Below are 25,332 nucleotides of genomic sequence, written 5' to 3'. Positions count from 1 at the left end.
AACTCAATCTATAACCAACAAAGGAAGTACACTATTATGATCGTGTCCACCAAAGGGCGCTATGCACTGCGCGTGATGATCGACCTTTCCGAGCATCAGTCTGAAAAATATGTCCCTCTCAAGGAGATCGCTGCCCGGCAGGAGATCTCGGAAAAATATCTGGAAAACATCCTTAAGGTGCTGGTGCAGAACGGCTTTCTGGAGGGCTTGCGCGGCAAGGGCGGCGGCTACCGGCTCACCCGCAGCCCGGATCAGTACACCGTGGGCGAGATCCTGATGCTGACCGAGGGCAGCCTTGCGCCGGTGAGCTGCCTGACCCCCAATGCGACCCCCTGCTCCCGCATGGCAAACTGCCGCACCTACGAGATGTGGAAGGGGCTGGACGATCTGATCTCCAATTATTTCGGCAATATCACACTGGCCGATCTCGCCCGGCCTGATCAGGCTGGGAATGATTATGTGATCTGACGGTATTTCTGATAACATGCAAAAAGGCGCACCGGCTTGACCGGTGCGCCTTTTTTTGCACAGTTCTCGGCGAAATGTGCAATTTTTCTTATCCAGAATCACGGTTGATGGATTGGGGCTCCTGCGGTATACTTTACCCTTGATGTGTCCATTTACGCTTTTGATCGAGGAAAGGGGAACTTTACTACGAAATATATTTTTCAGTTTGCGCGCATTCTTGCGTTTTGTTTTTTGGGCGAGATCCTTCATGTAGTGCTGCCGCTGCCGGTCCCGGCCAGCGTCTACGGTCTGGTGCTGCTGCTGGCAGCGCTGAACTTCAAGCTGGTAAAGCTGGACGATGTGAAAGAGGTGGGAACCTATCTCACAGGCATCTTCCCGCTGTTGTTCGTGCCCGCTGCCGCCGGTGTGATGGAACTGTGGGCAGAGATGGGCGAGATGCTGCTGCCCATCCTCGTTGCCATTATCCCGGTCACTGTGCTGGTGATGGTGAGTGCAGGCAAGACCACGCAGGCCCTGACCGGCCGCAAGAAAAAGGAGGCTGACAATGACGCAGCTGCTGAATGATTTTTTGTCCGGCTCCGCAGCATGGGGCGTTCTGCTTACGCTGGCCGCGTTTGCACTGGGCACCCTTATCAATAAGGTGACAGGCAAAGCCATTTTTAACCCGCTGCTGCTGGGCAGCATCTTTGTGATCATCTTTCTGTCGGTGTGCAGCATCCCGTATGCGGACTACAAGGCCAGCGCGGCACCGGTGAACTATCTGCTGCTGCCCGCCACCGTGGCACTGGCCATTCCGCTGTATGAAAAGATCGACCTGCTGAAAGAGAATGCCGCCGCCATCATTGCTGGTATCTCGGTGGGCACGCTGGTGAGCCTTGGCAGCGCACTGGCGCTGGCACTGGCGCTGGACCTGACCCGTGAGCAGTATGCCACCCTGCTGCCCAAGTCCGTGACCACCGCCATCAGCATGGATGTGGCCGCTGAGCTGGGCGGCATTGCTGCCCTGACCGGTGCGATCGTCATTGTTACCGGCATCGTGGGAGCGCTGCTGGCTGAGACGGTGTGCAAGATGTTCCACATCACCGACCCCATCGCCAAGGGCGTGGGCATCGGAACTTCGGCCCATGCCGTGGGCACCAGCAAAGCCCTGCAGATGGGCGAGGTAGAAGGTGCCATGAGCGGCCTTTCCATTGCGGTGGCCGGTGTGCTGACCGCAGTGCTCTGCCCGGTGTTTGTAAACCTGATCCGGTAAACGATTTAAAATAGCCGCTCTGGCTTTTTTCAGTAGAATTTATTTGCTGATCCGGGAACCTCAGTTTACAACAAAAAATGAGATAGGCAACCCCTTTCGGGGAAGTCTATCTCATTTTTTCGTTGAGGCTGTTTTTATACGCCGCTGTGTTCCCGTTCATCCTTCAGGATGGCCGTCACGCTCTGCATGGTGCTTACTGCACGATGCAGTTCTTCGTCGCCAAGCTCTGCACGCAGGCGGGCGTAACAGCGCTGCATGAACGCGCGCTCCTCCGCCATCAGCTCCACAGCCTTGCTGGAAAGCTCCACATAGGTGCGGCCCGCTTCACGGTCGGTCTTCCATGCCACAAAACCCTTGTCCTGCAGCTTTTCAACGGCCTTGGAAAGCTCTGTCACCTTCAGGCCCATCACGGCAGCAAGGTCAGCCAGATAAACCTTACTGTCCGGGTGCTGTTCGGCCTGCATCTTAATGTAATATAAGATCAGGTAATCCGCCCGTTGGATGGTGCTGAACACCTTGTCGATATCAAAATTGTGCAGGAAGAACCATTCTTCCGGGTGATGTTTCAGTTCCACGCTCATCATGCATCCTCCCTGTTATTCCCGCTCATTGCGGCGGATATATTCGTGGGTGCCGCCAAGGCTCTTGTAGGCCGGGCGGATGATCTTGTTTGCGCTGAGCAGCTCTTCAATGCGGTGGGCGCTCCAGCCCATCACGCGGGCCACGGCGAACAGCGGCGTGTACAGCTCCATGGGGATGCCCAGCATATCGTACACAAAGCCGCTGTAGAAGTCCACATTGGGGCTGACACCCTTAAAAATTTTGCGCTCCTCCGCGATCAGCTGCGGGGCCATGTGCTCGATCTTGTTGTAAAGGGCGAGGTCCTTGTCGCGGCCCTTCTCGTGGGCCAGCTGTTCCACATAGCCCTTGAATACCACCTCACGGGGGTCACTGAGGGAGTACACCGCGTGGCCCATGCCGTAGATCAGGCCTTTGCGGTCAAATGCTTCGCCGTGCAGCAGCTTTTTCAGGTAGGCTTCCAGCTCTTCATCGTCCTCGGTGTCGTGCAGGTTTTCGCGGATGTTCTGCATCATCTGCATCACCATCAGGTTGGCACCGCCGTGGCGCGGGCCTTTGAGGGAGCACAGGGCAGCCGCCATGGCCGAGTAGGTATCGGTGCCAGACGAAGTGACCACGCGGGTGGTAAAGGTGGAGTTGTTGCCGCCGCCGTGCTCGGCGTGCAGCAGCAATGCCACATCCAGTACGCGGGCTTCCAGTTCGGTGTACTTCATATCCGGGCGCAGCATCCGCAAAAAGTTCTCTGAGGTGGAAAGCTCCGGGTCCGGCCGGTGGATGTACATGCTGCCGTCTTTTTCGTAGTGGTTATAGGCATGGTAGCTGTACACGGCCAGCATGGGGAAGATGCCGGCCAGCTGGATGCTCTGGCGCAGCACATTGGAAATTTCCAGATCACCGGCCTTGGGGTCGTAGGATGCCAGTGTGAGCACGCTGCGGGCCATGGAGTTCATGATATCGTGGCTGGGGGCCTTCATGATCACATCACGGGTAAAGTTGGTGGGCATGGTGCGGCACTCGCCCAGCACGCGGCAGAACTCTTCCAGCTTTTCCTGCGTGGGCAGCTCACCAAACAGTAGCAGATAGCCCGCTTCCTCAAAGGCAAAGCGGCTGCCGGACGACCCGCGGATCAGGTCTTTCACGTCGTAGCCGCGGTAGAGCAGCTGACCGTCGGCAGGCTTTTTCACCCCATCCACATACTGGAAGGCGCGGATATCGGAGATATTGGTCAGGCCCGCCAGCACGCCCTTGCCGTTTTCGTCGCGCAGGCCCGCTTTAACGCCAAACTCCTTGTACAGGTCCTTGCTGATGCGGTCGTGTTCGGCGCACAGCGGCTGCTGCTGGTCGAAGTATCCCATTACGTTCTGCAGATGATCCATTGGTAGTTGCTCCTTTCCCATTGCCGTCAGCTTGCGCTCACTTGGCAGGCCATCAGGAAGTTTTCTCTGCGAACAGCCCGGAACTTCGGTCCCGCCCTACTGCCTGTGGCAGCAGGGTACCACCCCCAGGACATTCGCTGGAGAAACTTCCTGCCGTCCTGCCCGAAAAAACCGTATTGATTCGGGACGGCATTCACTTACATTCAGAATACTCTTTAAGATTACAAAAAGGATATTTCGGTGTCAAGGTACTGTTTGTAAATAAAAAAAGAACAAAATCGGAAAGCTGCCGGGTGCGCATTTGCCCTTTAGCGCAGGGACAGTTTTTGAGACGGTAACGCACAAATAAGGCATCTTCCAGCCGGATCTCAGGGGACTGGCAACAAATAAAGCCACGACGAAACCGCATTTGTAAACGGTTCATCGTGGCTTTTTGTCATATCGAGCAGAGCTGGACAAATCCGAACTATTTCCCACTGCTTCAGCAGCAGTCAAGGCATCCTCAAAGCGGATGGTTTGAGAACCATCCTTGTAGTTGAACGTAATCAGCATCCGGTCATCATACAGGAAAATCGCGTTCACAAAAATCTCAATCAGTGCTTTGCGCTGTTTTTGCTGCGATATATCGAACTTTCTGAATTTCATCAGCCAGAACCGGATGAAATCGGCATTGAAGGATGGCTTTCTTAACTTCTCGTCAGCAATTTTGGCAGTCAGTTCATCCTTCTGAGCTTCCAAGGCATCCAGACGCTCCTTGGTCGTCCGGGTAAATAAGCCCTCCTCGATTGCTTTCATCAGGTTGTCCAGTTTCCTGTCCACCTCTCGGAGCTGCTTTTCCAAGAGCGGAATCGTGGTGTTCTCTTGGTTCTGAAAATCCATAACCAGTTGAACGATCCGTTCAATCATGGCATCATCCTGAATCAGCTTCATCGTCTCTTGGACGACCAAACTTTCGAGCCAGTCTTTCTGTACGGTTTTCTTATTGCAGCCTTTGCGCCGCTTGGCAGTAGCACATTTATAGTAATAGTAGGTTCGTCCGGTGGCACTTGTTCCGCTTTCGCCAAACATCAATGCTCCACACTTGCCACAGAACAGCTTGGTGGTCAATAAGTATTCCTCATCTGCCTTTCCGCGAGCTGGTGCGCGCTTGTTTTTCTCCAGACGCTTCTGAACACGGTCAAACAGGTCTTTCGGGACGATGGCAGGAATCGCATCTGGCACAACGGTATCTCGGAAAGAAAGCTCTCCAATGTAACGGCGATTCTTCAACATGGTGTTCATGCTGCTGCACGTCAGTTTTCCACCCAGCATATTACGAACGCCTTTTTCGTTGAGATAGTTCAGAATCTCAACGATTTTTTCACCATTGTCGTACCGCTGAAAAGCCTCTAATACAAATGGAGCAACAAGCGGGTCGATGCGATAGAACTTTTCTTCGTCGATTTTATATCCAATCGTTCCGGTGCCGCCTGTGCATTTCCCTTTCAGGGCGTTTTCGGTCTGACCTCGAATGACCTTTTCGGAAAGTTCAGCCGAATAGTATTCTGCCATGCCCTCCAGCAACGTTTCCACCAGAATGCCCTGCGAACCTTCAGCAATTGGTTCCATGACCGAAATCAAGTGGACATTATTCTTTTTCAGAATCATCTTGTAGTTTGCACTGTCAAAACGATTCCGGGCAAAGCGGTCAAACTTCCAGACCAGCACAATTTCAAACAGCTTCTTATTACTGTCCCGAATCATTTGCTGGAAATCCGGTCGATTATCCGTTTTGGCAGAAAGTGCACGGTCAATGTAGTGCCTGACCACTGTGATGCCGTTTCTTTCGGCATAGGCTGTGCATTCACGAATCTGACCCTCGATGGATTCTTCACGCTGGTTATCACTGGAATAGCGAGCGTAGATCACAGCATTCATGGCAAGCACCTCACTTTTATACATCGTTGCACGCTAAAGCGTTCATTCAAAAATTGTTTCGTATAATGTATATACCATAATATACGATGGATTGCAAGATATATTTACACTATTATAGGCAGAAGAGGTGGTGTTCATTTTGGACACCACCTCTTCTGTCGCTTGTGAATCGCTCAATTCAGCTTGTTCAGCGTAAATTTGAACTGCATACCCTTTTCTGCCGCAAAGCAGACATTTTCATGGGGCTTTGCGCCCCAGCTGCTGTCGCCACCCACACCACGTTGGAAGGCTGCGCACCGCACGATGGTTTTGCAGTCGTCCCGGGGCAGTTCGTAGAGGTGCCGGGCGTTTTCCAGCTCATGGGGTGTATAAGGCAAGGCGGAGAAGACCATGCCGGGATCACTCTCAAAGCAGATGCCCGGAATGCTACCGGTCACTTCGGCGCAGTATACCCCGGTGCGGCTTCCGCATTCCTGCGGATAGACCGGGCTGTTCTGGGCAAAATCTTCCCGGATATTATAGTTCCATGCGCCCATTTTTCCGCCCACGGTGCGGTCGGCTACGGTTTCACGGGGGCCAAGGCCCAGATAGGAAACGCCTGTCAGCTCCCGCCGCAGCGGCAGCAACAGGCCGAACTCCGGCAATTCCGCTCTTTCGCCCTGCCATGTCATGGCCACCTCACACCGGCCTGTGCCGTCCACTGTAAAATCAATGGGCAGGGTCCGTCCATCCGGCAGGGTGTAAACGGCGTGTACGGTCACGGTCTCCGTTCCGGCTTCTACGGTCAGGTTGTCGCACCGGGCATACAGGCCCGCCGTTTTCCAGAAGGCAAACTCGAATGGCTCGGCGCAGCCGTCATCGTTGTTGGTGGGCGCGCGCCAGAAGCTGGGGCGCACCGTATCATCCAGCAGCTGCACCCCGTCAAAACGGATGGAGGTCAGCCCCTTGCCCCGGCTGAAAATGTATTCATAGCCTTCGCCCCTTACGCCGATGTTGCAGTCCATCTCCACCAGCTGCGGAGCCGGGACGGTCAACCGGGCTTCGGCGTGTTTCTTCCAGATCTGTCCGAACGCCGCTTCATACCCGGCAGGTAGACCCGGCAGGGCGCTGCGCAGGATGACTGTTACCGTCATGCAGGCAAGGCCCGTTTCCGGCATTGCAAACGGGAACGGAATACGGACGCTTTCACCGGGGGCACAGTCTGCCCGCAAGACAGCCCGGCGCTCCGGTTTGCCGTTGATGGAAGATGCGAACACCAGATCATAGGCGTTCAGATCGGTGAAGAGGGTACGGTTTTCCACCACGGCTTCGGTCTCGGTCAGGGTGATCTTGAACGGCGTATAGGCCACCTTGACCGCATCCATCTTGGGGGTGTTGCGGCGGTCGGGCAGAACAAGGCCATCGATGCAGAATTCCCGGTCGGTGGGGCGGTCGCCGAAGTCGCCGCCGTAGGCAAAGCTCAGTTTGCCGTCCGGGCCGGTGACTGCAATGCCGTGGTCGATGTACTCCCAGATGAACCCACCCTGATAGAGCGGCTCTTCGTAGGCGTACTCGGTGTAATCCGTGATGCCGCCGCAGCTGTTGCCCATGGCGTGGCTGTACTCGCACATGATAAAGGGCTTTTCCGGGTGTTCAGTGAGGAACTTTTTGATGTCCACCACCGGGGTGTACATCTGGCTCTCCATGTCGGAGGTGGCGGGGTATTCCCGGTTCCAGAAAATGCCCTCGTAGTGCACAAGGCGGCCGGGGTCGGTGCGGCGAAAATACTCGCTCATCTCCCACAGCGTTTTCCCGCCGTGGCTCTCGTTGCCGCAGGACCAGATCAGGATGGCCGGGTGATTTTTGTCCCGTTCCAGCATGGCTTCGGCACGGGCAAGCACATTTTCCCGCCACTCCGGGCGGTCGCCGGGCAAAGTCCATTCGTCCGAGCCGTCGGCCCCCAGCTTCTGCCAGGTACCATGCGTTTCCAGATTCGTTTCCTCGATGACATACAGGCCGTACTCATCGCACAAAGAGAGGAAATACGAATCGTTGGGGTAATGGCTGGTGCGCACAGCGTTGACGTTGTGCGCCTTGAGATTTTTCACATCCCAGAGCATTTCTTCCCGGCTGACAGTGCGGCCGGTCTTGCAGCTCCACTCGTGGCGGTTGACCCCTTTGAACACGATGCGCTTGCCGTTCAGCAGTATCTGGCGGTCTTTCAGTTCAAACCTGCGCAGACCGACTTTCAGTCCGGTGCGCTCCACCAGTGTTTTCCCATTCAATAGGGCGATCTCTGCCTCATAAAGGGTCGGCTGTTCTGCGCTCCACAATTCCGGTTGTTCTACCTTAAAGGCAAAGGAAACATCCTGCACGTCCGGTTCCACATCCGGGTCGGCTTCGCCCTTGCCAAAGACCACGCCGCTGCCGTATTCGACCGGCTCGCCCACCTCAGCGGACTGCTGTTGCCCGTTGAACACCACCGACACCCGGCCCGCGCCGCTGACCTTGCAGTCGAACGTCACTTTCACGCTGGAAAAGTCCGGCGCAAAGTTCTGCCTGACGAACACATCTTCCAGATGAATCTCAGGTTTTGTGAACAACTCCACCGAGCGGAACAGACCGCTCATCCGCCAGAAATCCTGATCTTCCAGCCAGCTGCCGGAGCAGAAACGGTAAACCTGAATCGTCACCTCATTTTCGCCGGGCTGGACGGCTTCCGTCATATCAAATTCTGCCGGGGTAAAGGTATCCTCGGTATAGCCGATATAGACCCCGTTGCACCAGACAGCGGCGGCACTGTCAGCCCCGTTCAGGCGCAGATAGCAGTTTGCCCACTCTTCCGGCAGGGTGAAGCTGCGCTTGTATTCCCCGATGGGGTTATACTCCTGCGGGATCTGCCCGGGGTGCAGTTTTTCGTGGCCGTCCCAGGGGTACTGGGTGTTGACATAATGGGGCGTGCCGTAGGGCCGGCCCGGCTTTTGCAGGCTCTGCATCTGGATAATCCCCGGCACGGTCAGGGTATCCCAGTTTGAAAAAGGTGCTGTCAGATTCTCTGCGTAGCGGAACGCCCACTCACCATTCAAACTGACCGTCAACGGCATGGCCGGGCTGGTCTGGTCGGAAAAATACGCATGGGGCGGCAGGCGATTCTGCTGGAAGATCTCCGGGTCAGCCAACAGTGCCGGGATCATAGGATGATTCAATGGCATGATATGTTACCTCCAAGGGAGAAAATGACACAGACGAACCTTGAGTTACGCTGCGGGAAAATATTCAATAATTTTTGATATCCTGAATCCGTTCTTCCAGATGCAGATTCTTTTCCATTGTGGAATACACAGAGAATGCTGCTAACAGACTGGGGACCCATAATCCAGTGAGCAGAAACATAAACGCACATCGTGGAATCAAGAATGCTATCAGCAGCCAGTATCCAACCTGCACGATTGCAGAGAGGGCAGTCTGCGGTAGGAAGCCGAAGAACATCCGGATGCAATTGGACGACTTTTGAAAAATCGAGCCATAAAACAGTGCGTTCTGCATCCAGAAGTAGTTGCCCAGCGTCAAGAGAAGAACGGCATCCAGCAGCAGAATCAGCGCAAAGCTCAGGGAGATTTCTGTAATCTGCGGCAGCACGAATGCCGACCATGCAAGCAGTGCCCACAACACGGTAAACACGATGCCGGGAACAAGACTGCTTCGGAAGTTCTGCTTCCATGCCCGCTTGTAGGTGTGCCACCAGAATCCCGGCTCATCCCGCAAGGCACGCAGGATGGTATCGTACAGTCCGGTCAGAGCCGGACCCACCAGCCACCCGGCGGCGACCGCCGCCAGCAGGCACAGCGGCAGGCTGCCCAGCCAGAGGGCAATGCCTGCCAGAATTGCTGCCGGGACGCAGACTAACATCGCCAGTGCCCCGGACAGGAAAATGCCGTCCAGATCCCGGCTCAGAATTTCAAACAACCGCGCCAGCCCTTTTTTGCGGGGCGTATCCGGGTTGATTTCTGCACCTTCCGGCATAAAGTTCTGTTCAAACATCATTCTGCTTCCTCCATTGCGGTTCGTTTTACAGTTTTATTGTACCACAGTCAGAGAGAAAACGGGTTGTAGAAAAGAGGCTGCTTTTTTGGAGAAAAACGGCATCATTCCGGCTGCACCCCTGACCGGACGGTAATATTTTCAAAACTGACATTCCGGCAGTACTGCATCCGGATGTTTTGCTCCGGGCCGCCGTTGTCCTCTAACACCACATCCTTGAAGCAAATGTTCTTCACCTCATAGCCCGGCACATCAAAGCCCTTCAGCTCGATGGCAGGACAGGTGTGCCATACATGGTCGTGGTCAATGTATCGTCCAAGCAGCGTCACCCGATTATAGCGGAAATCTTCCAGCACAGGCGGCACAGGTGCACCGATGCCGTCATCGTTGTACCCGACCGAATGCACCATGACATGAGAGAGGGTGCAGTCCCGTACTTCCACATTCCGGACATAGCCGCCCCGCTTTTTCGTAACCTTGATCTCCAGCCCGGAGGTGGATACTGCCATATCACAGTCCCAGATCTTCACATCCTCCACACCGCCGCTCATCTCGCTTCCGATGCAGATACCGTGTCCGAAACCGCTGTGGCAGTCGAACACGCGGATGTGTTTCGTCGGGCGGTCGATGATATTCCCCTCCGGGTTCTTGCCGGACTTGATGGCAACGGCATCGTCTCCGGTAAAAAACTCGCAGGCGAAGATCGTACAGTTTGTGGAAGAATCCGGGTCCCAGCCGTCCCCGTTCCAGACACCATCCGACCGGATGGTACAGTGGTCGGTCACGATTTGGTCGGAGTAGACCATATGCAGATTCCAGCTTGCGCCGTTTGCAAATGTCAGCCCTTCCATCCAGATGTTCCGGCAGTTGCTCATGTTGACAAGTCTCGGCCGGACGCGCCCCGGAATCGTATCGGCATTTTCGCAGGTAGAAACAAGAGTGGCATTTTGGGCAAGGTAGTCCTTCAGCCTTTCCCGCTCGCTTGCAATGATGCGCTCTGCCAGCAGTTTTCCGCCGGATGCAATCGTTCCCTTGCCGCGCAGAATTACGTTTTCACAGTTTGGCCCGGCAGTATGGTCAAGCGTACCGAGGTTCAACAGGCTGCTGTAGCACTCCATCTCAGTGCCCTCAAAGCGGCTGGAAATGCGCGGCAGATAATCCTCTGGGTCTGCTGTGCCTTGCAGCACAGCTCCTTCTTCAAGGTAAAGTTCCATATTGCTGTGCAGACGCAATGTGCCTGTGCAGTAAACACCTGCCGGAAAATAGATTTGTTCACGCTCGCCGCAGTCGTCGATGGCTTTTTGCAGGGCGGCAGTATTCATGGCCTTTCCATCGCCCACAGCAGAATAAGGAGATGCAGTCACATCCAAACAGCGTTTGGTCGGTGTTGTCCGGATAGTCAATTCCCCAATGCTGCCGCTCCGCCACTGAACGAACAGCGAATAGGTCGTTTCCGGACGCAGATTCTCCAATGTACAGTGGGTCTTTTGGGTATGAGCAGCAGCGGCATCGTCCAGCAGGACGGTATAGGTTTCGACCGCACCGGCAGCGGCGGGCTTATCCCAGAACAAGGTAATGCTTGTATCGGTGCAGCAGGCGGTCAGGCCGTTCTGTGAAAAGAAATGGTTCGGCATAAAAGCTCTCCTTATAACAGACTCTGATAAGCTTCCAGATACCGCAGCCCCAATGTGCGCAGGGCTTCGGTGGTAAAGTGCAGTCCATCCGGGCGTGCTGTCAGGCCTTTTGCCGAGACTACGGCACACCGGGGCAGCTGCGCTGCCCACTCCGGCAGACGACGGTTGAATTCGTGCAGCAGTTCTGCGGGTGTTCCGTGAAAGCCGTTTTCCGGCCAGCCCAGTTCGCCCACCACGATGGGCAGATCGCCGAGTTCTTTCCGGAACGCCTGCATCGTGCGCTGAAACTGTTCGGGGTAGGCTTCCAGCTGTTCCGGTGCAAGGCAGTCGCTCTCACCCTGATGCCATAAAATCGCCGTAAGCGCAGAAGTACGCTGTGCCAGCCTTGCCTGAAACACGGCATGGTCAAACAGCACCTCGCCCGGCTGCCACTGGGAAATGCGGGTGCCGCCGTCTGCACATGGAATCAGGCCGATTTTTGCTCCGGTCTCTTTTTGCAGCTGCGCCGCAAAGCTGGCTGCAAGGTTTGCCCCGCTGCGGGGAACTGCCCCTTCCACCACGGCCCGGTCCACATTGATTGGTTCGCTCATCTCCTGCCAGCGGCCCATCCGCAGCATAAAGCAGTCCGGTGCAGTGATGGCGTTTTCCTTTGTCAGGTCGCCGCGCCCGGCCATGTTAGACTGCCCCACCAGCAGAAAAGAATGGATATCTGCTGCCGCTTCATGCAGCCCATCGTTGATCCATAATGCCATAACAAAACGCCTCCTGCGTGTTTTTTAACTCAGTATAGCACAAAAGCAGCCGACATTCACGAACGGCTGCTTCTATGCTGTGAAAATGATGAAGAAGGAGAAAACCAAGCAAAAAGTCTTGGGAGGAATACCGCTCCCACCTCCATCGGCGGCAGATGCCGGTGGCAATCAATGGATGCAGGTTGCACGATGCGGATTTCCTGTGGCTTCAGAATATCACATTCTGCCCGGTTCTGCCTGTACAAATCCGGCATTCTTCTTGAACCGGAGCGACATTCTGCGGGCAAATCTTGCAAATTATAATAAAGTATATTATTTTATAGGCAGGAGAAAATGGTGAAGGAGAGAGCAACTTGTATACACTGTTGATCGTGGACGATGAGGAGATCGAGCGTGAAGGAATGGCACAGTTCATACCGTGGGATTCCTATGAGATAAAGGTCGTTTCCACCGCTCGGAACGGTGCCGAGGGGTTGGAAAAAATCGCAAAATTCCGGCCTGACCTCGCCATCGTGGACATCAAGATGCCGGTGATGAACGGCATTGAGATGATCCGGCAGGCAAAGGAGCAGTACCCGGATATGACCTTTGTGGTGCTTTCCGGCTATGGTGACTACGAATTTACCAGTCAGGCCATGGAGCTGGGGGTGCGGCATTACATCCTCAAGCCCTGCGATGAATCCAAAATGATCCCGGTGCTGAACAAGGCGTTTGCGGAACTGGAAGAAGCCCGCAAAAAGAATGCACGCTCCGAAAAGCTGGAGACCGAAGCCCGGCTGCTGAAGCCCTATGCACGGGAGCAGCTGTTCCGGGATCTGCTGTTGGGAAAGGCGCAGGCATCTTCCGGCGCACGGCAGCTTGTGGACGAACTGGGCGGCGAACAGCGCATGGTCCTGCTGTTGGATTTCCGCCTCAAATGCGGATTCGACTCGCTGGAACGGTATGTCGTGGGCAATATGCTGGGCGACCTTTTGCCGGACGGCACCCTGCTCATGACCACCGGTGTGGACCGGGATGTTCTGGTTCTGGCAGATGCTATGGCGGAATCCAGTGTGGAAACAGCGGTTCAGGTGCTCAAAAAAGAATTCAAGCGGTTTGAAACGCTTCCAATGCTTTCTTCTGCCAGCCGGACAGGAACGCTTGCAGAGCTTTCCGTGCTGTTCCGGCAGGCGCAGGAGCTTTTGCAGCTGAACATGGATGAAAACGAGCCCGCCCTTCTGCGCCCTTCCCGGAATGCGGCATTGCCGGAAACGGTGAACGAGATCTTTGATCTGGAAGCACTGCGGCAGACCGGCAGCTATGAGGAGCTTTTGCAGGAGCTTGCGTTTTCCTTTGCCAAAATGGAGGCAAAGGACTATCGCCCGCAGCAGCGGCAAAAGCTCTGCGAGCTGGCGTGGAAGCTGCTGTTCGAGGACAAGGCTGCCCCGGAGGATTCGCTCCCGGCATGGGCAGATGCTCTGACCGCCGCATGGAACCACCCCCAGCCCGATGCTCGGAGCCGGGAGATCTTTCTTGCCATCTACGAAAACCTCCCGGAGCCGGAGTTCAGCTTGCAGACCATTGCACAGCAGCGGCTTTTCATGAGCGAAGATCACCTGCGGCGCATCTTCTCCCAGATGACCGGCAACCGGTTCTCGGCGTATCTGGAACACTGCCGCATCACACAGGCCCGGCGGCTGCTGGAATTTCAGCCGGATATGAAGATCAGCCGTCTGGCGGAACTGGTGGGCTACCCGCTGGACGGACAGTATTTTTCCAAAGTATTCCGTAAGATCTGCGGCGTGACACCGACGGAATACCGGAACCATCATTGAACAGGCTGCTTTTGAATGTCGGTTTTTTCCAAGAGAAAGACCGACATTTTCCATTTTGTTTTTGAAAAAAAGCGATACAATAAAAGCAACAAAAGGGTGCGTACCATACAGGGAGCGACGGCTCCCCCGTAACAGAAAACACGAAGGAAAATGGAGGAAATTCTCATGAAGATCTCTCGCAGAAACTTTCTGAAGGTCGCCGGTGCTGCCGGTGTGGCATCCGCACTGGCCGCCTGCGGCGGCGCATCCAGCTCCACCGCTGCTTCTTCTGCCGCATCCGGCAGCGCATCTGCCGTAAACGGCGATGTGACCATTCGCTTTACATGGTGGGGCGGCCAGACCCGTCACGACCTGACCCAGAAAGTGCTGGACAAGTACACCGAGCTGAACCCCAATGTGCATTTTGAGACCACCCCCTCCGGCTGGGATGGCTACTTTGAGAAGCTGGCTACCGACACAGCCACCGGCGGCATGGCTGATATCGTCCAGATGGACTATATGTACATCTCCACCTACGCCAAGAACGGCTCTCTGGCAGACCTGTCCTCTTATGCTTCGGACGGCACGCTGGATATTTCCAACGTGGACGATGCCCTGATCGATGCAGGCACCATTGGCGGCAAGATGGTGGGTATCCCGCTGTCCACCTCGCTGGTCTCCTTCATCTACAACCCCTCTGTGCTGGAAGAGGCCGGTGTCACCGCTCCTCAGAACGGCTGGACCTGGGACGACTTTGTTTCCATCTGCAAGACCGTCAAGGAAAAGACCGGCAAGTACGGCTTCGGCGGCTCTGCGTTCATCGACACCAACCTGCTGAACTACTGGGTGCGTGAGCATGGTGTCTCCCTGTTCGCAGAGGACAACAAGAGCCTGGGCTTTGATGATGTGCAGATCCTGACCGATTACTTCCAGCTTTGGAAAGAACTGATCGATGCCGGTGCCGCACCGAACCCCGATGAGTACGAGCAGATCGCGACCCTGGGCAATGACGCAAGCCCGGTCATCACCGGCGATGCAGCATTCCACCAGTCCTGGAACAACTTTGGCACCATCGGTGCAAATGCCGGCAACGACACGCTGGAGCTGCTGGTTCCCCCGGTGAAGAAGGCCGGAGAGAAAGCTCTTTGGTACAAGCCCGGCATGTTCTTCTCCGTGTCCGAGACTTCCAAGGTCAAGGATGCTGCTGCCGCTTTCATCAGCTGGTTCCTGAACAGCGACGAAGCCAACGACATCATGCTGGGCGAGCGCGGCACTCCCTCCGCAAGCAACTCCCGTGATCATCTGACCAGCAGCGGCGCGCTGACCCAGAAGCAGGTTGAAATGTTCGACTTCGTTTCCGATGCCGCTGATTACTGCGGCGATACCCCGGCACCGGACCCCTCCGGTATTTCCGAGATCAACACCCAGTTCAAGAACATTGCCTACAGCGTGTTCTACGGTCAGGCCACTCCCGCCGAGGCTGCACAGCAGTTCTATGACGAGGCCAACAACATCCTCGCCACCAACAACTAATGAAACCATGCGGGAGGGGTCACTCCACAGACCCCTCCCGCCTTTTTGTGAAAAGGAGGCCTCGCTGTGTCAAACACAAAAGCTGTTGCGCTGAAAAAGCACAATTTTGGCGATGATACCAAAGTCGGCTATCTGCTGCTGGCTCCGTGGCTGTTTGGATTCATCTTCATGTATGTGATCCCGGCTGCGATGTCCATCTACTATTCCTTTACGGATTATAACCTGCTGTCCGCCCCCAACTGGGTCGGACTGAAAAACTATATCACTATTTTTACAACCGATAAGACCTTTCGCAAGGCGTTGGTCGTTACGTTCAGCTATGTCTTTATCATGGTGCCGCTCCGTCTGGCCTTTGCGCTGTTCGTGGCAACGTTGCTGAACAAAAAGCACATGGGCATGGCGTTTTATCGTGTTCTGTATTACATCCCGTCCATCGTCGGCGGCTCTATCGCTGTTTCCGTGGTCTGGAAGCAGATTTTCGGCAACAAGGGTGTTCTTATGAGCCTGCTGTCTGCCATTGGCATCGAACAGAAATTCTCCCTGCTGGGCAACCCCAAAACTGCTCTGTTCGTCATCGTCCTGATGGGTGTGTGGCAGTTCGGTTCCTGTATGCTGGTGTTCCTCTCCGGGCTGAAGCAGATTCCGAATTCCCTGTATGAATCTGCTTCGCTGGATGGTGCTTCCAAGATGCAGCAATTCTGGAAAATCACCATGCCGATGCTGACCCCGACTATCTTCTTCAACCTCATCCAGCAGATCATCAACGGTTTCCGCGTCTTTACCGAGAGTTACGTTATCACGGATGGCGGCCCCATGAACAGCACTCTGACCTATGTGCTGTACCTGTACCGCTCGGCATTTGCAAACTTCCACATGGGTTACTCCTGCGCACTGGCATGGATTCTGGTTGCCATCATCGGAGTTATGACCCTGATCCTGTTCAAGAGCCAGAACAGCTGGGTTCATTACGAAGGGTAAGGAGAAAGAAAAATGGTTGGTCAGAAAAGTACAAAGGCACAATCCGTGTTCTTCCACATTTTTTCCTGTGTTCTGGGCTTTATCATGGTGTATCCGCTGCTGTGGCTGCTGATGAGCTCTTTCAAGTCCAACGACACCATGTTCCACAACGCATGGTCGCTCATCCCGGAAAAGTGGGATATTCTCACAAACTACCTTTCCGGCTGGAAGGGTATCGCGGGCATTCCGTTCTGGCGGTTTACATTGAACAGCGTCATCGTTACTGTGGTCTCGGTTGCAGGCACTATCTTCTGTTCCCTGCTCGCCGCCTATGCGGTTTCCCGCCTGAAATTCAAGGGTGCAAACTTCTGGTTCGGCTGCATCGTCATGACTATGATGATTCCTTCGCAGGTCATGGTAGTGCCCCAGTACATCATCCTGAAAAAGCTGGGACTTTCCGATACGCTGGTTTCTATGACCCTGCCGTGGGTGTTCGGCTACGGCTTCTTCATCTTCCTCATCGCCCAGTATATGCGCGGCATTCCCCGTGATCTGGACGAGGCTGCCATGCTGGACGGCTGTTCCAAGCCCGGCATCCTGTTCAAAATTATGATTCCCATCGTCAAGCCCGCCATCGTGACCGCAGCCATCTTCGCCTTCTACTGGATCTGGCAGGACTTCTTCCAGCCGCTGATCTTCGTTTCCAGCCCGAAGAATTATACCATCCCGCTGGCACTGAAGCTCTACACCGACCCCAATAGCTACAACAACTACGGCGGTCTGTTCGCTATGTCGGTGCTGTCGTTGCTGCCGGTCATCATCGTGTTCATCCTGTTCCAGAAATATATCGTTGAAGGTATCGCCACTGACGGCATCAAGGGTTAAGTTCATTCATCAAGGCACTGTGCGGCGCGTACAGTGCCTTTTTTCAAAAGAGAGGTTTTTGTGTATGATTCTCAACCGGAATAGTCAGATCGTTGCTACGGAGCCGCCAAAGCCCGTACAGTATGCCATCTCTGCCTTGCAGAGAGATAAGAAAGCTGTATTCACAGAGACCGGAATGCCCGGCGGCGATATCGTTCTTGCAAAGGATAGTGACCTTCCGCCGGAGTGTTTCTGCCTGCAGGTGCATGAGGACAGACTGATGCTGACCGCCGCCGATGCCCTCGGCTTTGTATACGGTCTGTTTGAAATCAGTCGCCGTTTTCTGGGTGTGCAGCCCTTCTGGTTCTGGAACGATCAGAAATTTATCCAGACCGATGGCGTGACTGTGCCGCAGAATTTCACATATGAAAGCAAGCCCGCACGGGTACGGTACCGCGGCTGGTTCGTCAACGATGAAACTCTGATTTCCCACTGGAAGGTGGAACGCCGCAGCGAGATGCCCTTTGTGATGGTCTTTGAGACGCTGCTGCGGCTGGGCGGCAATCTGGTGATTCCCGGCACGGGCAAAAACGGCCACCGCTACCATGATCTTGCAGCGGATATGGGCCTCATCATCACCCACCACCATGCCGAGCCGCTGGGAGCCGAAATGTTTGTGCAGGCGTACCCGGAGCTGGAACCAAAGTTCAGTCTCTACCCGGAAAAGTTCCGCGCGCTCTGGCAGCAGGCCATTGACCGGCAAAAAAATACACCCACCGTCTGGAACATCGGGTTCCGGGGGCAGGGCGATAAACCCTTCTGGGAGGACGACCCCCAGTACGACACCCCGGAAAAGCGGGGCGCACTGATTTCCTCCCTCATCCGGGAACAGTATGATCTGGTCAAGCACAGCGACCCGCATGCCGTCTGCTGCACCAATCTGTATGGGGAGACTATGGAACTGTACCAGCAGGGCTGCCTTGATCTGCCGGACGAGGTGATCAAAATCTGGGCAGATAATGGCTTCGGCAAGATGGTCAGCCGCCGGCAGGGCAACAGCAATCCACGTGTGAAGGCACTGCCACCGCAGGGCGATACCGGCGCACACGGTCTGTATTATCACGCATCCTTTTATGATTTGCAGGCGGCAAGTCACATTACCATGCTGCCCAACAGCACGGAGTTTGTCTGCGAGGAGCTGACCAATGCTCTCCGCCACGGTGTGGATGATTACTGGCTCATCAACTGCTCCAACGTCAAGCCCCATGCGTATCTGCTGGACTGCATCGCCCAGCTCTGGCAGAGCGGCACTGCCGACCCGGAGGGTCACCGCATCGCTTATGCACAGGCTTACTACGGCAAAGCCAATGCCCTGCCCGTGGCAAAATGCCTTGCCGGATATGCGGACCATGCCGTATCGTACGGGGAACACCCGGACGACCATGCAGGTGATCAATTTTACAACCATGTGCCCAGGATGCTTATTACCCAGTTCCTCCGTGACCGCACCCAGCCCAGCGAGGACCTGAACTGGCTATGTGACCGTCCGGCTCTGAGCGGGCAGGCAGCATGGTGCGGTGAAAAATTCCGAGAAGCCATGCAAAACTATGAGCAGTATCTTCGCCAATGCGAAGCTACTGCTGCCACTCTGACTGGTGCCGCACGGACACTTTTTCAGGATACGCTTTTGATGCAGGCACAGCTCTACACATTCTGGGCAGAGGGCGGCGAGGACGTATGCGCAGCACTGGAGGCCGGTTTCGTGGGCGACTGGAAGCATTGCTTCTATCAGGCAGGCCGGGCAAAAAATGCCTACACTGCCGCAAATGCTGCCATGCGGAACCGGGAACATGGAAAATGGATTGACTTTTACGCCAACGAGTGTCAAACTGATGTTAAACAGTCGGCACAGCTTTGTGGTTACCTGATGAGCTTTGCACGTACAATGGGCGAAGGCCCGCATTTTTACGAATGGATGCGGGAGTTTAACGACAGCGAAGCGGACCGCCGTGTGATGCTGATCCTGAACACGGACAATCACCCGGATGATGACACCCTTTGGCGGCTTATGGAGCAGCACTGGGGGCAGTAAACGAAATGTGAGGAAAGGCCATGTTCCACCGAGCCAAAAAACAGTTTCTTGATTTACCGCTGGCACAGAAATTTGTCGGTATCTTTGCGGTACTGACCCTGCTCAGCGGTGCGCTGATGATCGGCGCACTGCATTTGGGACTTTCAGTCTTTGAGGAAAAGTTCTATGAGAAATCCCTGCAGGAACTGGATTTTTTCGTGCAGAAGGTGGACGATGATATTCAGGGCATTGACACCCTGACCCGCAGCATCGCCGTGGATTCCACGATTCAGCAGCAGATGAACGCCCTTTCAAACGCAGACCCGGAGACAGCAAATTACTATTATCTGCTCACAGGCATCCGCCCGCTCCTGCTGGAAAAAATCTATCAGGACGGGCAAATCAGCAGCCTGCAATATACCGATCTGTATGGACATACACTGACCATCGGGCAGGATATGCCCGACCCCGGTGCGGCCCGGTTGACCGCCCTTGAAATGTCGCTGAACCAGACCCCCGGCGGCTTTACACTGGTGTCATCCGACAGTGCAGACTATCCGTACATCCTCTGTGGGCGGAGAATCTTGCGCAGTCAGGACATGAGCCTGAAAAAACTGGGCACCGTTGTGGTAGCACTGAATGTCGGGAAATTGCTGGACAATGAGATTCACCGCCTTTCCAGCAAACCATCTGAACTGTATCTGTACAATTGTCAGACGCTGGTTTATCACAGCGGTAAGGCGGCGGATGCCGTTGTGCTGCCGGACAGCGCACAGGGTTATAAGATCCAGACCTTGAGCGGCAAGAAAAAATTCATCTGCTGGCAAACCAGTTCACTTACTGGACTTCGGCTATGCAGTGTATTTGACTACCATGAAATCTATGGCCAAATCAATGCGGCTCGAAATGCCCTGATATTCGGTGAATGTGCGATTCTGCTTCTGTTTGCATGGGTGCTTCTGCATATGGCGCGCCTTGTCACAAAGCCAATCCATACTCTGGGCGAAGCGGTGCAGACGGTTGACCAGCAGGAGGGTAACTTTGCAGCAGCCCGCGCCCTGTTGCCGAAAGACATCTCGGCAGATGAAATTGGCACATTGACAAAAGAATTTGATTCCATGCTGGGCAAGATCGACACACTGATCCATGAGAATTACGAAAAACAGATTCTCCTGCAGGAAACCCGGTATAAGATGCTGCAGGCACAGATCAACCCGCACTTCTTATACAACACCCTCGGAACGCTGAACTGGCTGGTCAAAGCAGGCAACCGGGAAGATGCCTGTAAGATGATCGTCAGTCTGGGCGACATTCTCCGTGCCGCCCTCAGCCCGCGCCAGAATTCTACCGCGGCAGCAGATGTACAGCTGGCAGGCAGTTACATCGCCATTCAGCAACTTCGCTATAAGAGCCGTGCGGAGTTTACGCTGACGGCATCCGGTGAACTGGAGCAATGGTCCTTGCCGCACTTTACCTTGCAGCCGCTTGTAGAAAACGCAATCCATTATGGCGTGGAGGACAGTGATGAAGTTTGCAAAATCGATGTGATCGTGCAAGCAGAGGATGATACCTTGACATTGATTGTTCACAATACTGGAAAGCCTGTCAAACCAGAGAAGCTAACTAAGATACGAACCTTCACAGTCAAACCGCAGGGACACGGCATTGGCTTGAAAAACATCTACGAGCGGCTGTCTATGCTTTACAAGGCCTTTGGGTTTGATTTTGACAGTGATGAATCCGGCACGACGGTCAAAATTGTACTGAAGCAGGAAAATCTGGCCGTTTCGGAAGATATTAGTGATACTTCTACCGCTTTACCGCAATAAATTTCGCAAAACAATATTGACGCACCTACACTTTCATGATACCCTTTATTCCAAATCCTGCTGACAAAAGTGGTGGTTCTCACCGTGATAACCACCACTTTCAGTGGACGATTGCCCAGAAAGAACGTACCGCCCGCAACACACCCGATTCATTTTGCCGCCGATTCACCCGACAAAATCATCGCTGCGCTGCGTGGGCGGTATTTTTCTTTTATGGGAAACGCACCTTGAAAATTTCATGAGCCGACCGGACGTGATACCGACTTTTCGTCAACGCCGCTGCCTAAACAGGGGCAGGAACTTCGTTCGGAGCAAACGGCGACCCCATTACATGAGCAGCACAACCTCTACTTATTTTTTGCGTCTTAACAATTCGGAAACATTTGTTGAAAATGCGTTTTGAGCGCAGCGGTAGAGGGCAAGAACCGTCCCGTGGCCACAAATTTTCAATTCTTGAAAATGTTGTGCTCCACTGGGACTTCACTTCTTCAATGCGTCTGCATTTCCGAAGTGATCTTGTTGGGGTAGCGCTTGTCGGGGCAACGCCCCTCCATCTGCTGTCGCAGACCGCGCTGCCGCTTAAAAGCCCCACTGGGGCTTTCATTGCTGCGCTGCGCAAACGCGGTCCAACCCCAAACCCTGCTCATCATTCGTGCCTTGCGGCACGAATGGAACGGCGTGTCGTGCTTACATAACTTCACCGAGGAGTTATCGAACAGACAGGAGGTACAATGACCAAAACGAATGTTCAACCGATTCCCAGCAATTCCCAGCACCACGACACGCCGAACAACAAAACGCACGTTATCAAGTTCCGTGTGACAGCGGAGGAAAAAGCGTCACTGGAACTCACTTGCAAACTCCTGAATCTCTCCCTCTCCACTTTTATCCGCCGTGCCATCCACAACGCCAAGATCGAGAAAACGGTCATCGTTGCCAGTGGTGGCGAAGAAACTCTGACCGCCGTTTCCACCCTGCTTGCCCAGTGCAACAAGGTGGGCGGCAACCTCAACCAGCTTGCAAGGCACTTCAATTCCGGCGGTGCAGACACCGAGCAGATCCGGGCGAAACTCCTTGACGAACTTGCAGACCTGACCGCATTCCGGCTGCACGCCGAGAAAGTTCTGGGTGAACTGTATGGTAACGCTCAAGCATATCGCCTCTAAAAACTCGGACTACACCGCCATCGAAGCGTACCTCATTTACCAGCACGATTCGTTCACCGGAAAGCAACTTCTGGACGAACAAGGCAGACCAAAGCTGCGGGATTCGTACCTGCTCGACACCCTTGAGTGTGGCGATTTCTCGTTTGCAACGGCCTGTCTGCTGGCAAACCGCAGGTATGGCAAGAACACCCAGCATGGTGATATTAAGAGCCATCAATATATCATCAGCTTTGACCCACGAGATGCAGCCGACAACGGCTTGACCATGGAAAAGGCACAGACCCTTGGCCTGAAATTCTGCGAAGAAAACTTCCCCGGTCATCCCGCCATCGTCTGCACTCACCCCGATGGGCACAACCATTCGGGAAACATCCATGTCCACATCGTGATTGGCAGCATCCGAACACGAGAAGTGGAGCGCAAGCCCTATATGCAGAAGCCCCGCGATTGGCGCGAGGGCATGAAGCACTCCAGCACCGCCCAGACCATGCGGCACCTCCGTGTCGAGGTCATGGAGCTGTGCGAGGGTGCCGGATTGTACCAGATCGACCTGCTCAACGGCTCGAAGGAGCGTGTCAGCGAGGCCGAATATTGGGCAAGGCGGCGTGGGCAACAGAAACTTGATCTTGCAAACGCAGCCCTCACCGCAGCCGGACAGCCGCCCAAGCAGAAGAAGTTTGAAACCGTGAAAGACACTTTACGGAAACAGATTTCTTCAGTGCTGTACCGCACAACGAGTTTTGAAGAATTTTCTGACAGGCTCATGCAGCAGTACGGCATTGCCGTCAAGGAAAGCCGTGGGCGGCTCAGCTATCTGCCTGCTGGCAGAACCAAGTTTATCCGAGCGAAACATCTCGGTGACAAGTTCGATAAGGCGGCAGTGCTTGCCACGTTGCAGGCAAACGCAGAGCGCAAACCCAAGGTACAGTCCAAACCGACCAACCTTGCAAAGCTGATCGATATTCAGGCAAAGCTGACCGAAGGCAAGGGCATTGGCTACGAATGTTGGGCAAAGAAGTTCAACCTCAAAGCCATGTCGCAAACTCTGATCCTCTTGCAGGAGAAAGATTTGCTCAACGAGGATGATCTGAACCAGCGCATCACCGAACTGGAAACCAAGTATCACGACGCACTGGCGGTGGTGAAAGATATCGAAGGTCGCATGAAATTCAACAAAGAGCTGCGCTATCACGTCGCAGCCTACGCCAGCACCAAGAACATCGCCCAGCAGTTAAAGACCGCCAAGTGCCCCGCAGCCTTTGAGGAACAGCATCGTGCAGAGCTGACAGCGTACCGAGCGGCAGCAGCCTATTTCAAGGCAAACAACACCACAAAGCTGCCCAGCCCGAAAAAGCTGGAAGCCGAGTATGCACAGTTGGCATCCGAAAAGGCAAAGTTCTATGAGCAGTACAAAGAAGCCAAGGAAGAACTGCTCAAGCTGAAAACCGCAAAGCAGAACGTTGCGTCCTTTTTCCGGGAGGAAGAACAGGCGCAGCAGGAGAGATAAAGGAGTGTGCGTATGATCAACTTGAAAATTGACCCGGAGTTCCAGTCCCAGATCCCTCCACTGACCGATGATGAATTCAAGCAGCTTGAAGAAAATATCCTGAAAGAGGGCAAGCTGCTCTCTCCTTTGATTGTTTGGAATAACACCCTTGTTGATGGTCACAACCGTTATGAAATCGTTCAGGAACATCCCGAAATCTCCTTCTCCACGATGCCGCTCCCGTTTGAAAGCAGAGAAGAAGTCCTCGCATGGATCTGCAAAAACCAGTTGGGGCGGCGCAACCTTACACCGGAGCAGAAGAAGTTCCTCATTGGAAAGCAGTACAGTGTGGAACATCGAAAGCCCGGTGGAAACGGCAACAACCAGCACACGACGTCTTCCAAGAAAACCGCCCCGGAGGAATTGTGTCAAATTGACACAATTCCTCCCACTGCCACAGATACAAGCGTCCGCAAGCAGATTGCAGAGCGGAACAACGTCAGCGAATCCTATGTTGTCCGCTCGGAAAAGTTCATGCGGGGCGTTCAAATCATGGATCAGATGATACCCGGTATGCAGGAGAAAATTCTGTCCGGGCAGTTCAAAGTCCGTGATGCCGATATGCACCGTCTTGCCAGGGCAGATTTTCCGAACCGCAAGCAGATCGTGCACGAAATTCTGCACCCGGAGGAGCGCCCTGCTCCGCAGAAACGCATCTACGGAATCAACTATTCTGCGCTGGAAGCTGCCGTCCGGCGAATCCAGCAGGATGTTGATTTCCTGATGAAGTATCTCCCTAAGGTGCCTGATGATGCCTATGTGAAAGTGGAGACCACGAAGATTCTCAAACAGCATAAGGCATATATGGCACAGTTTGAAGAACTGCTGAACGATGAAAAAATCGCATAACGACAGGCACTTGTAAGCCATCAACGAGTCACCAGCCGCAAGAGCAGGGCGGAAAGCATCCGCGCCCTTGCGCCTGACATGAAATTGGAACTTTGATTTTCTTGCCCGGCTTTGCCACGGTGGGACAGTCAAAGGAGCGTGCGTTTGAACAAAAAGAAAAAGTCCACAAACACTTCCCCTTACCCCGATGAAGTCATCGACCGTCTGGCACGGGCATTCTACCCGGCCATCCTTGCCTGCTGGAACAGCGAGGAAGGCCAGCGGGAGTTTGCTGCATGGCAGGCGGAGCAGGCTCATCATGCCCCCAGCAAAGAGAAACAGAGCGTTCCCGACTGCTGGGTATCCGTAAAACAGTTTTCGAAAAATGACACGGCAACTGCCTGTCAGGATTGGTTACGGAGTACCCGGCTAGGCCGAGGAAGCATCAAGTCCCATGTCCGCACCGTTAAGGTGTTGGGTATGGGGCTTTTTGCATTTCAGGAACGTATACACCTCTGGAAAGGTGTAACACACTAGACTTTGTACCAAAGTCGTGTGCCAAGGGTGCTGCGCCCCTTTGGAATCCCTGCTTACATCGCCTGTGGGCGATGTAGATTCGCCGCACAGAAAGCTCTCACAAAAGGCACACCCGGCTGTCTGCGGCGAGGAGAAGGCACTTCTGCGGAAGTGTAATAACCCACTATGACGCTTTCAGCCCTGCGGTCTGCAAAGTGTAGTGGGCTCTCC

20 protein-coding genes are annotated in these 25,332 nt (G+C 54.4%); 13 read left to right on the top strand and 7 right to left on the bottom strand.

The window, feature by feature from the left end:
• Positions 1-36: 36 nt before the first annotated feature.
• The 3 genes from WMO17_RS04155 to WMO17_RS04145 all read left to right on the top strand — a co-directional run bounded on the left by WMO17_RS04155 (position 37) and on the right by WMO17_RS04145 (position 1,720).
• Entirely contained in the window at positions 37-468 is a 432-nt protein-coding gene (locus tag WMO17_RS04155; protein WP_005942625.1) for an RrF2 family transcriptional regulator, read from the top strand.
• Positions 469-699: 231 nt separating this feature from the next.
• A complete protein-coding gene (locus WMO17_RS04150; RefSeq protein ID WP_242702883.1) occupies positions 700-1,032 on the top strand; it encodes a CidA/LrgA family protein in 333 nt (110 codons plus the stop codon).
• Positions 1,013-1,720: an LrgB family protein gene (locus tag WMO17_RS04145; protein WP_097774460.1), complete on the top strand. Its 708-nt coding sequence runs from the start codon at positions 1,013-1,015 to the stop codon at positions 1,718-1,720. The genes WMO17_RS04150 and WMO17_RS04145 overlap by 20 nt, the downstream gene beginning before the upstream one ends.
• Before the next feature lie 134 nt (positions 1,721-1,854).
• On the opposite strand, the gene WMO17_RS04140 is transcribed toward WMO17_RS04145, so the two are convergent.
• From WMO17_RS04140 to WMO17_RS04110, 7 genes are all read right to left on the bottom strand, one after another.
• The gene (locus WMO17_RS04140) at positions 1,855-2,304 is read right to left on the bottom strand and encodes a winged helix DNA-binding protein (RefSeq protein WP_097774461.1); all 450 of its coding nucleotides are present in this window, start codon (positions 2,302-2,304) and stop codon (positions 1,855-1,857) included.
• A 12-nt stretch (positions 2,305-2,316) separates the two neighbouring features.
• Positions 2,317-3,675 carry a citrate/2-methylcitrate synthase gene (locus WMO17_RS04135; RefSeq protein ID WP_349137537.1) on the bottom strand — a complete coding sequence of 453 codons (1,359 nt, stop codon included), beginning with the start codon at positions 3,673-3,675 and terminating at the stop codon, positions 2,317-2,319.
• 420 nt (positions 3,676-4,095) lie between these two features.
• Positions 4,096-5,592: a recombinase family protein gene (locus WMO17_RS04130; RefSeq protein WP_349137536.1), complete on the bottom strand. Its 1,497-nt coding sequence runs from the start codon at positions 5,590-5,592 to the stop codon at positions 4,096-4,098.
• A gap of 173 nt (positions 5,593-5,765) precedes the next feature.
• Positions 5,766-8,783: a beta-galactosidase, LacZ type gene (gene lacZ, locus WMO17_RS04125; protein ID WP_112122127.1), complete on the bottom strand. Its 3,018-nt coding sequence runs from the start codon at positions 8,781-8,783 to the stop codon at positions 5,766-5,768.
• Positions 8,784-8,847: 64 nt separating this feature from the next.
• Complete coding sequence (locus WMO17_RS04120) at positions 8,848-9,615, bottom strand: DUF624 domain-containing protein (RefSeq protein ID WP_349137535.1); 768 nt, start codon at positions 9,613-9,615, stop codon at positions 8,848-8,850.
• 101 nt (positions 9,616-9,716) lie between these two features.
• Positions 9,717-11,246: a glycosyl hydrolase family 28 protein gene (locus WMO17_RS04115; RefSeq protein ID WP_112122125.1), complete on the bottom strand. Its 1,530-nt coding sequence runs from the start codon at positions 11,244-11,246 to the stop codon at positions 9,717-9,719.
• A gap of 11 nt (positions 11,247-11,257) precedes the next feature.
• Positions 11,258-11,998: a sialate O-acetylesterase gene (locus WMO17_RS04110; protein ID WP_249234042.1), complete on the bottom strand. Its 741-nt coding sequence runs from the start codon at positions 11,996-11,998 to the stop codon at positions 11,258-11,260.
• A gap of 353 nt (positions 11,999-12,351) precedes the next feature.
• Here WMO17_RS04110 and WMO17_RS04105 point away from each other — a divergent pair, with 353 nt between their 5' ends.
• The 10 genes from WMO17_RS04105 to WMO17_RS04060 all read left to right on the top strand — a co-directional run bounded on the left by WMO17_RS04105 (position 12,352) and on the right by WMO17_RS04060 (position 25,122).
• The gene (locus tag WMO17_RS04105) at positions 12,352-13,812 is read left to right on the top strand and encodes a response regulator transcription factor (RefSeq protein WP_112122123.1); all 1,461 of its coding nucleotides are present in this window, start codon (positions 12,352-12,354) and stop codon (positions 13,810-13,812) included.
• Between the two features lie 165 nt (positions 13,813-13,977).
• On the top strand, positions 13,978-15,324 hold the full coding sequence (locus WMO17_RS04100) for an ABC transporter substrate-binding protein (RefSeq protein WP_242983661.1): 1,347 nt from the start codon (positions 13,978-13,980) through the stop codon (positions 15,322-15,324).
• A 66-nt stretch (positions 15,325-15,390) separates the two neighbouring features.
• A complete protein-coding gene (locus WMO17_RS04095) occupies positions 15,391-16,302 on the top strand; it encodes a carbohydrate ABC transporter permease (RefSeq protein WP_353963377.1) in 912 nt (303 codons plus the stop codon).
• Positions 16,303-16,314: 12 nt separating this feature from the next.
• Positions 16,315-17,166 (top strand): carbohydrate ABC transporter permease, encoded by an 852-nt coding sequence (locus WMO17_RS04090; protein ID WP_112122121.1) that lies wholly within the window; start codon positions 16,315-16,317, stop codon positions 17,164-17,166.
• Between the two features lie 64 nt (positions 17,167-17,230).
• Positions 17,231-19,237, top strand: coding sequence for a glycosyl hydrolase 115 family protein (locus WMO17_RS04085; protein ID WP_349137534.1), 2,007 nt, complete (start codon positions 17,231-17,233; stop codon positions 19,235-19,237).
• Between the two features lie 116 nt (positions 19,238-19,353).
• The gene (locus WMO17_RS04080; RefSeq protein WP_181573340.1) at positions 19,354-21,045 is read left to right on the top strand and encodes a sensor histidine kinase; all 1,692 of its coding nucleotides are present in this window, start codon (positions 19,354-19,356) and stop codon (positions 21,043-21,045) included.
• A gap of 731 nt (positions 21,046-21,776) precedes the next feature.
• Entirely contained in the window at positions 21,777-22,211 is a 435-nt protein-coding gene (locus WMO17_RS04075) for a plasmid mobilization protein (RefSeq protein WP_349137533.1), read from the top strand.
• A complete protein-coding gene (locus WMO17_RS04070) occupies positions 22,183-23,718 on the top strand; it encodes a relaxase/mobilization nuclease domain-containing protein (RefSeq protein ID WP_349137532.1) in 1,536 nt (511 codons plus the stop codon). The genes WMO17_RS04075 and WMO17_RS04070 overlap by 29 nt, the downstream gene beginning before the upstream one ends.
• A 12-nt stretch (positions 23,719-23,730) precedes the next feature.
• Positions 23,731-24,606, top strand: a complete 876-nt coding sequence (locus WMO17_RS04065; RefSeq protein ID WP_349137531.1) for a ParB N-terminal domain-containing protein — start codon at positions 23,731-23,733, stop codon at positions 24,604-24,606.
• Between the two features lie 138 nt (positions 24,607-24,744).
• Positions 24,745-25,122: a hypothetical protein gene (locus tag WMO17_RS04060; RefSeq protein WP_249235590.1), complete on the top strand. Its 378-nt coding sequence runs from the start codon at positions 24,745-24,747 to the stop codon at positions 25,120-25,122.
• The last annotated feature ends 210 nt before the right edge of the window (positions 25,123-25,332 follow it).

Source organism: Faecalibacterium faecis (genome assembly GCF_040096475.1).
Classification (GTDB): domain Bacteria; phylum Bacillota; class Clostridia; order Oscillospirales; family Ruminococcaceae; genus Faecalibacterium; species Faecalibacterium taiwanense.
Note: the sequence above shows the minus strand (reverse complement) of the source record. Positions and strands in the feature narration are given on the sequence as shown.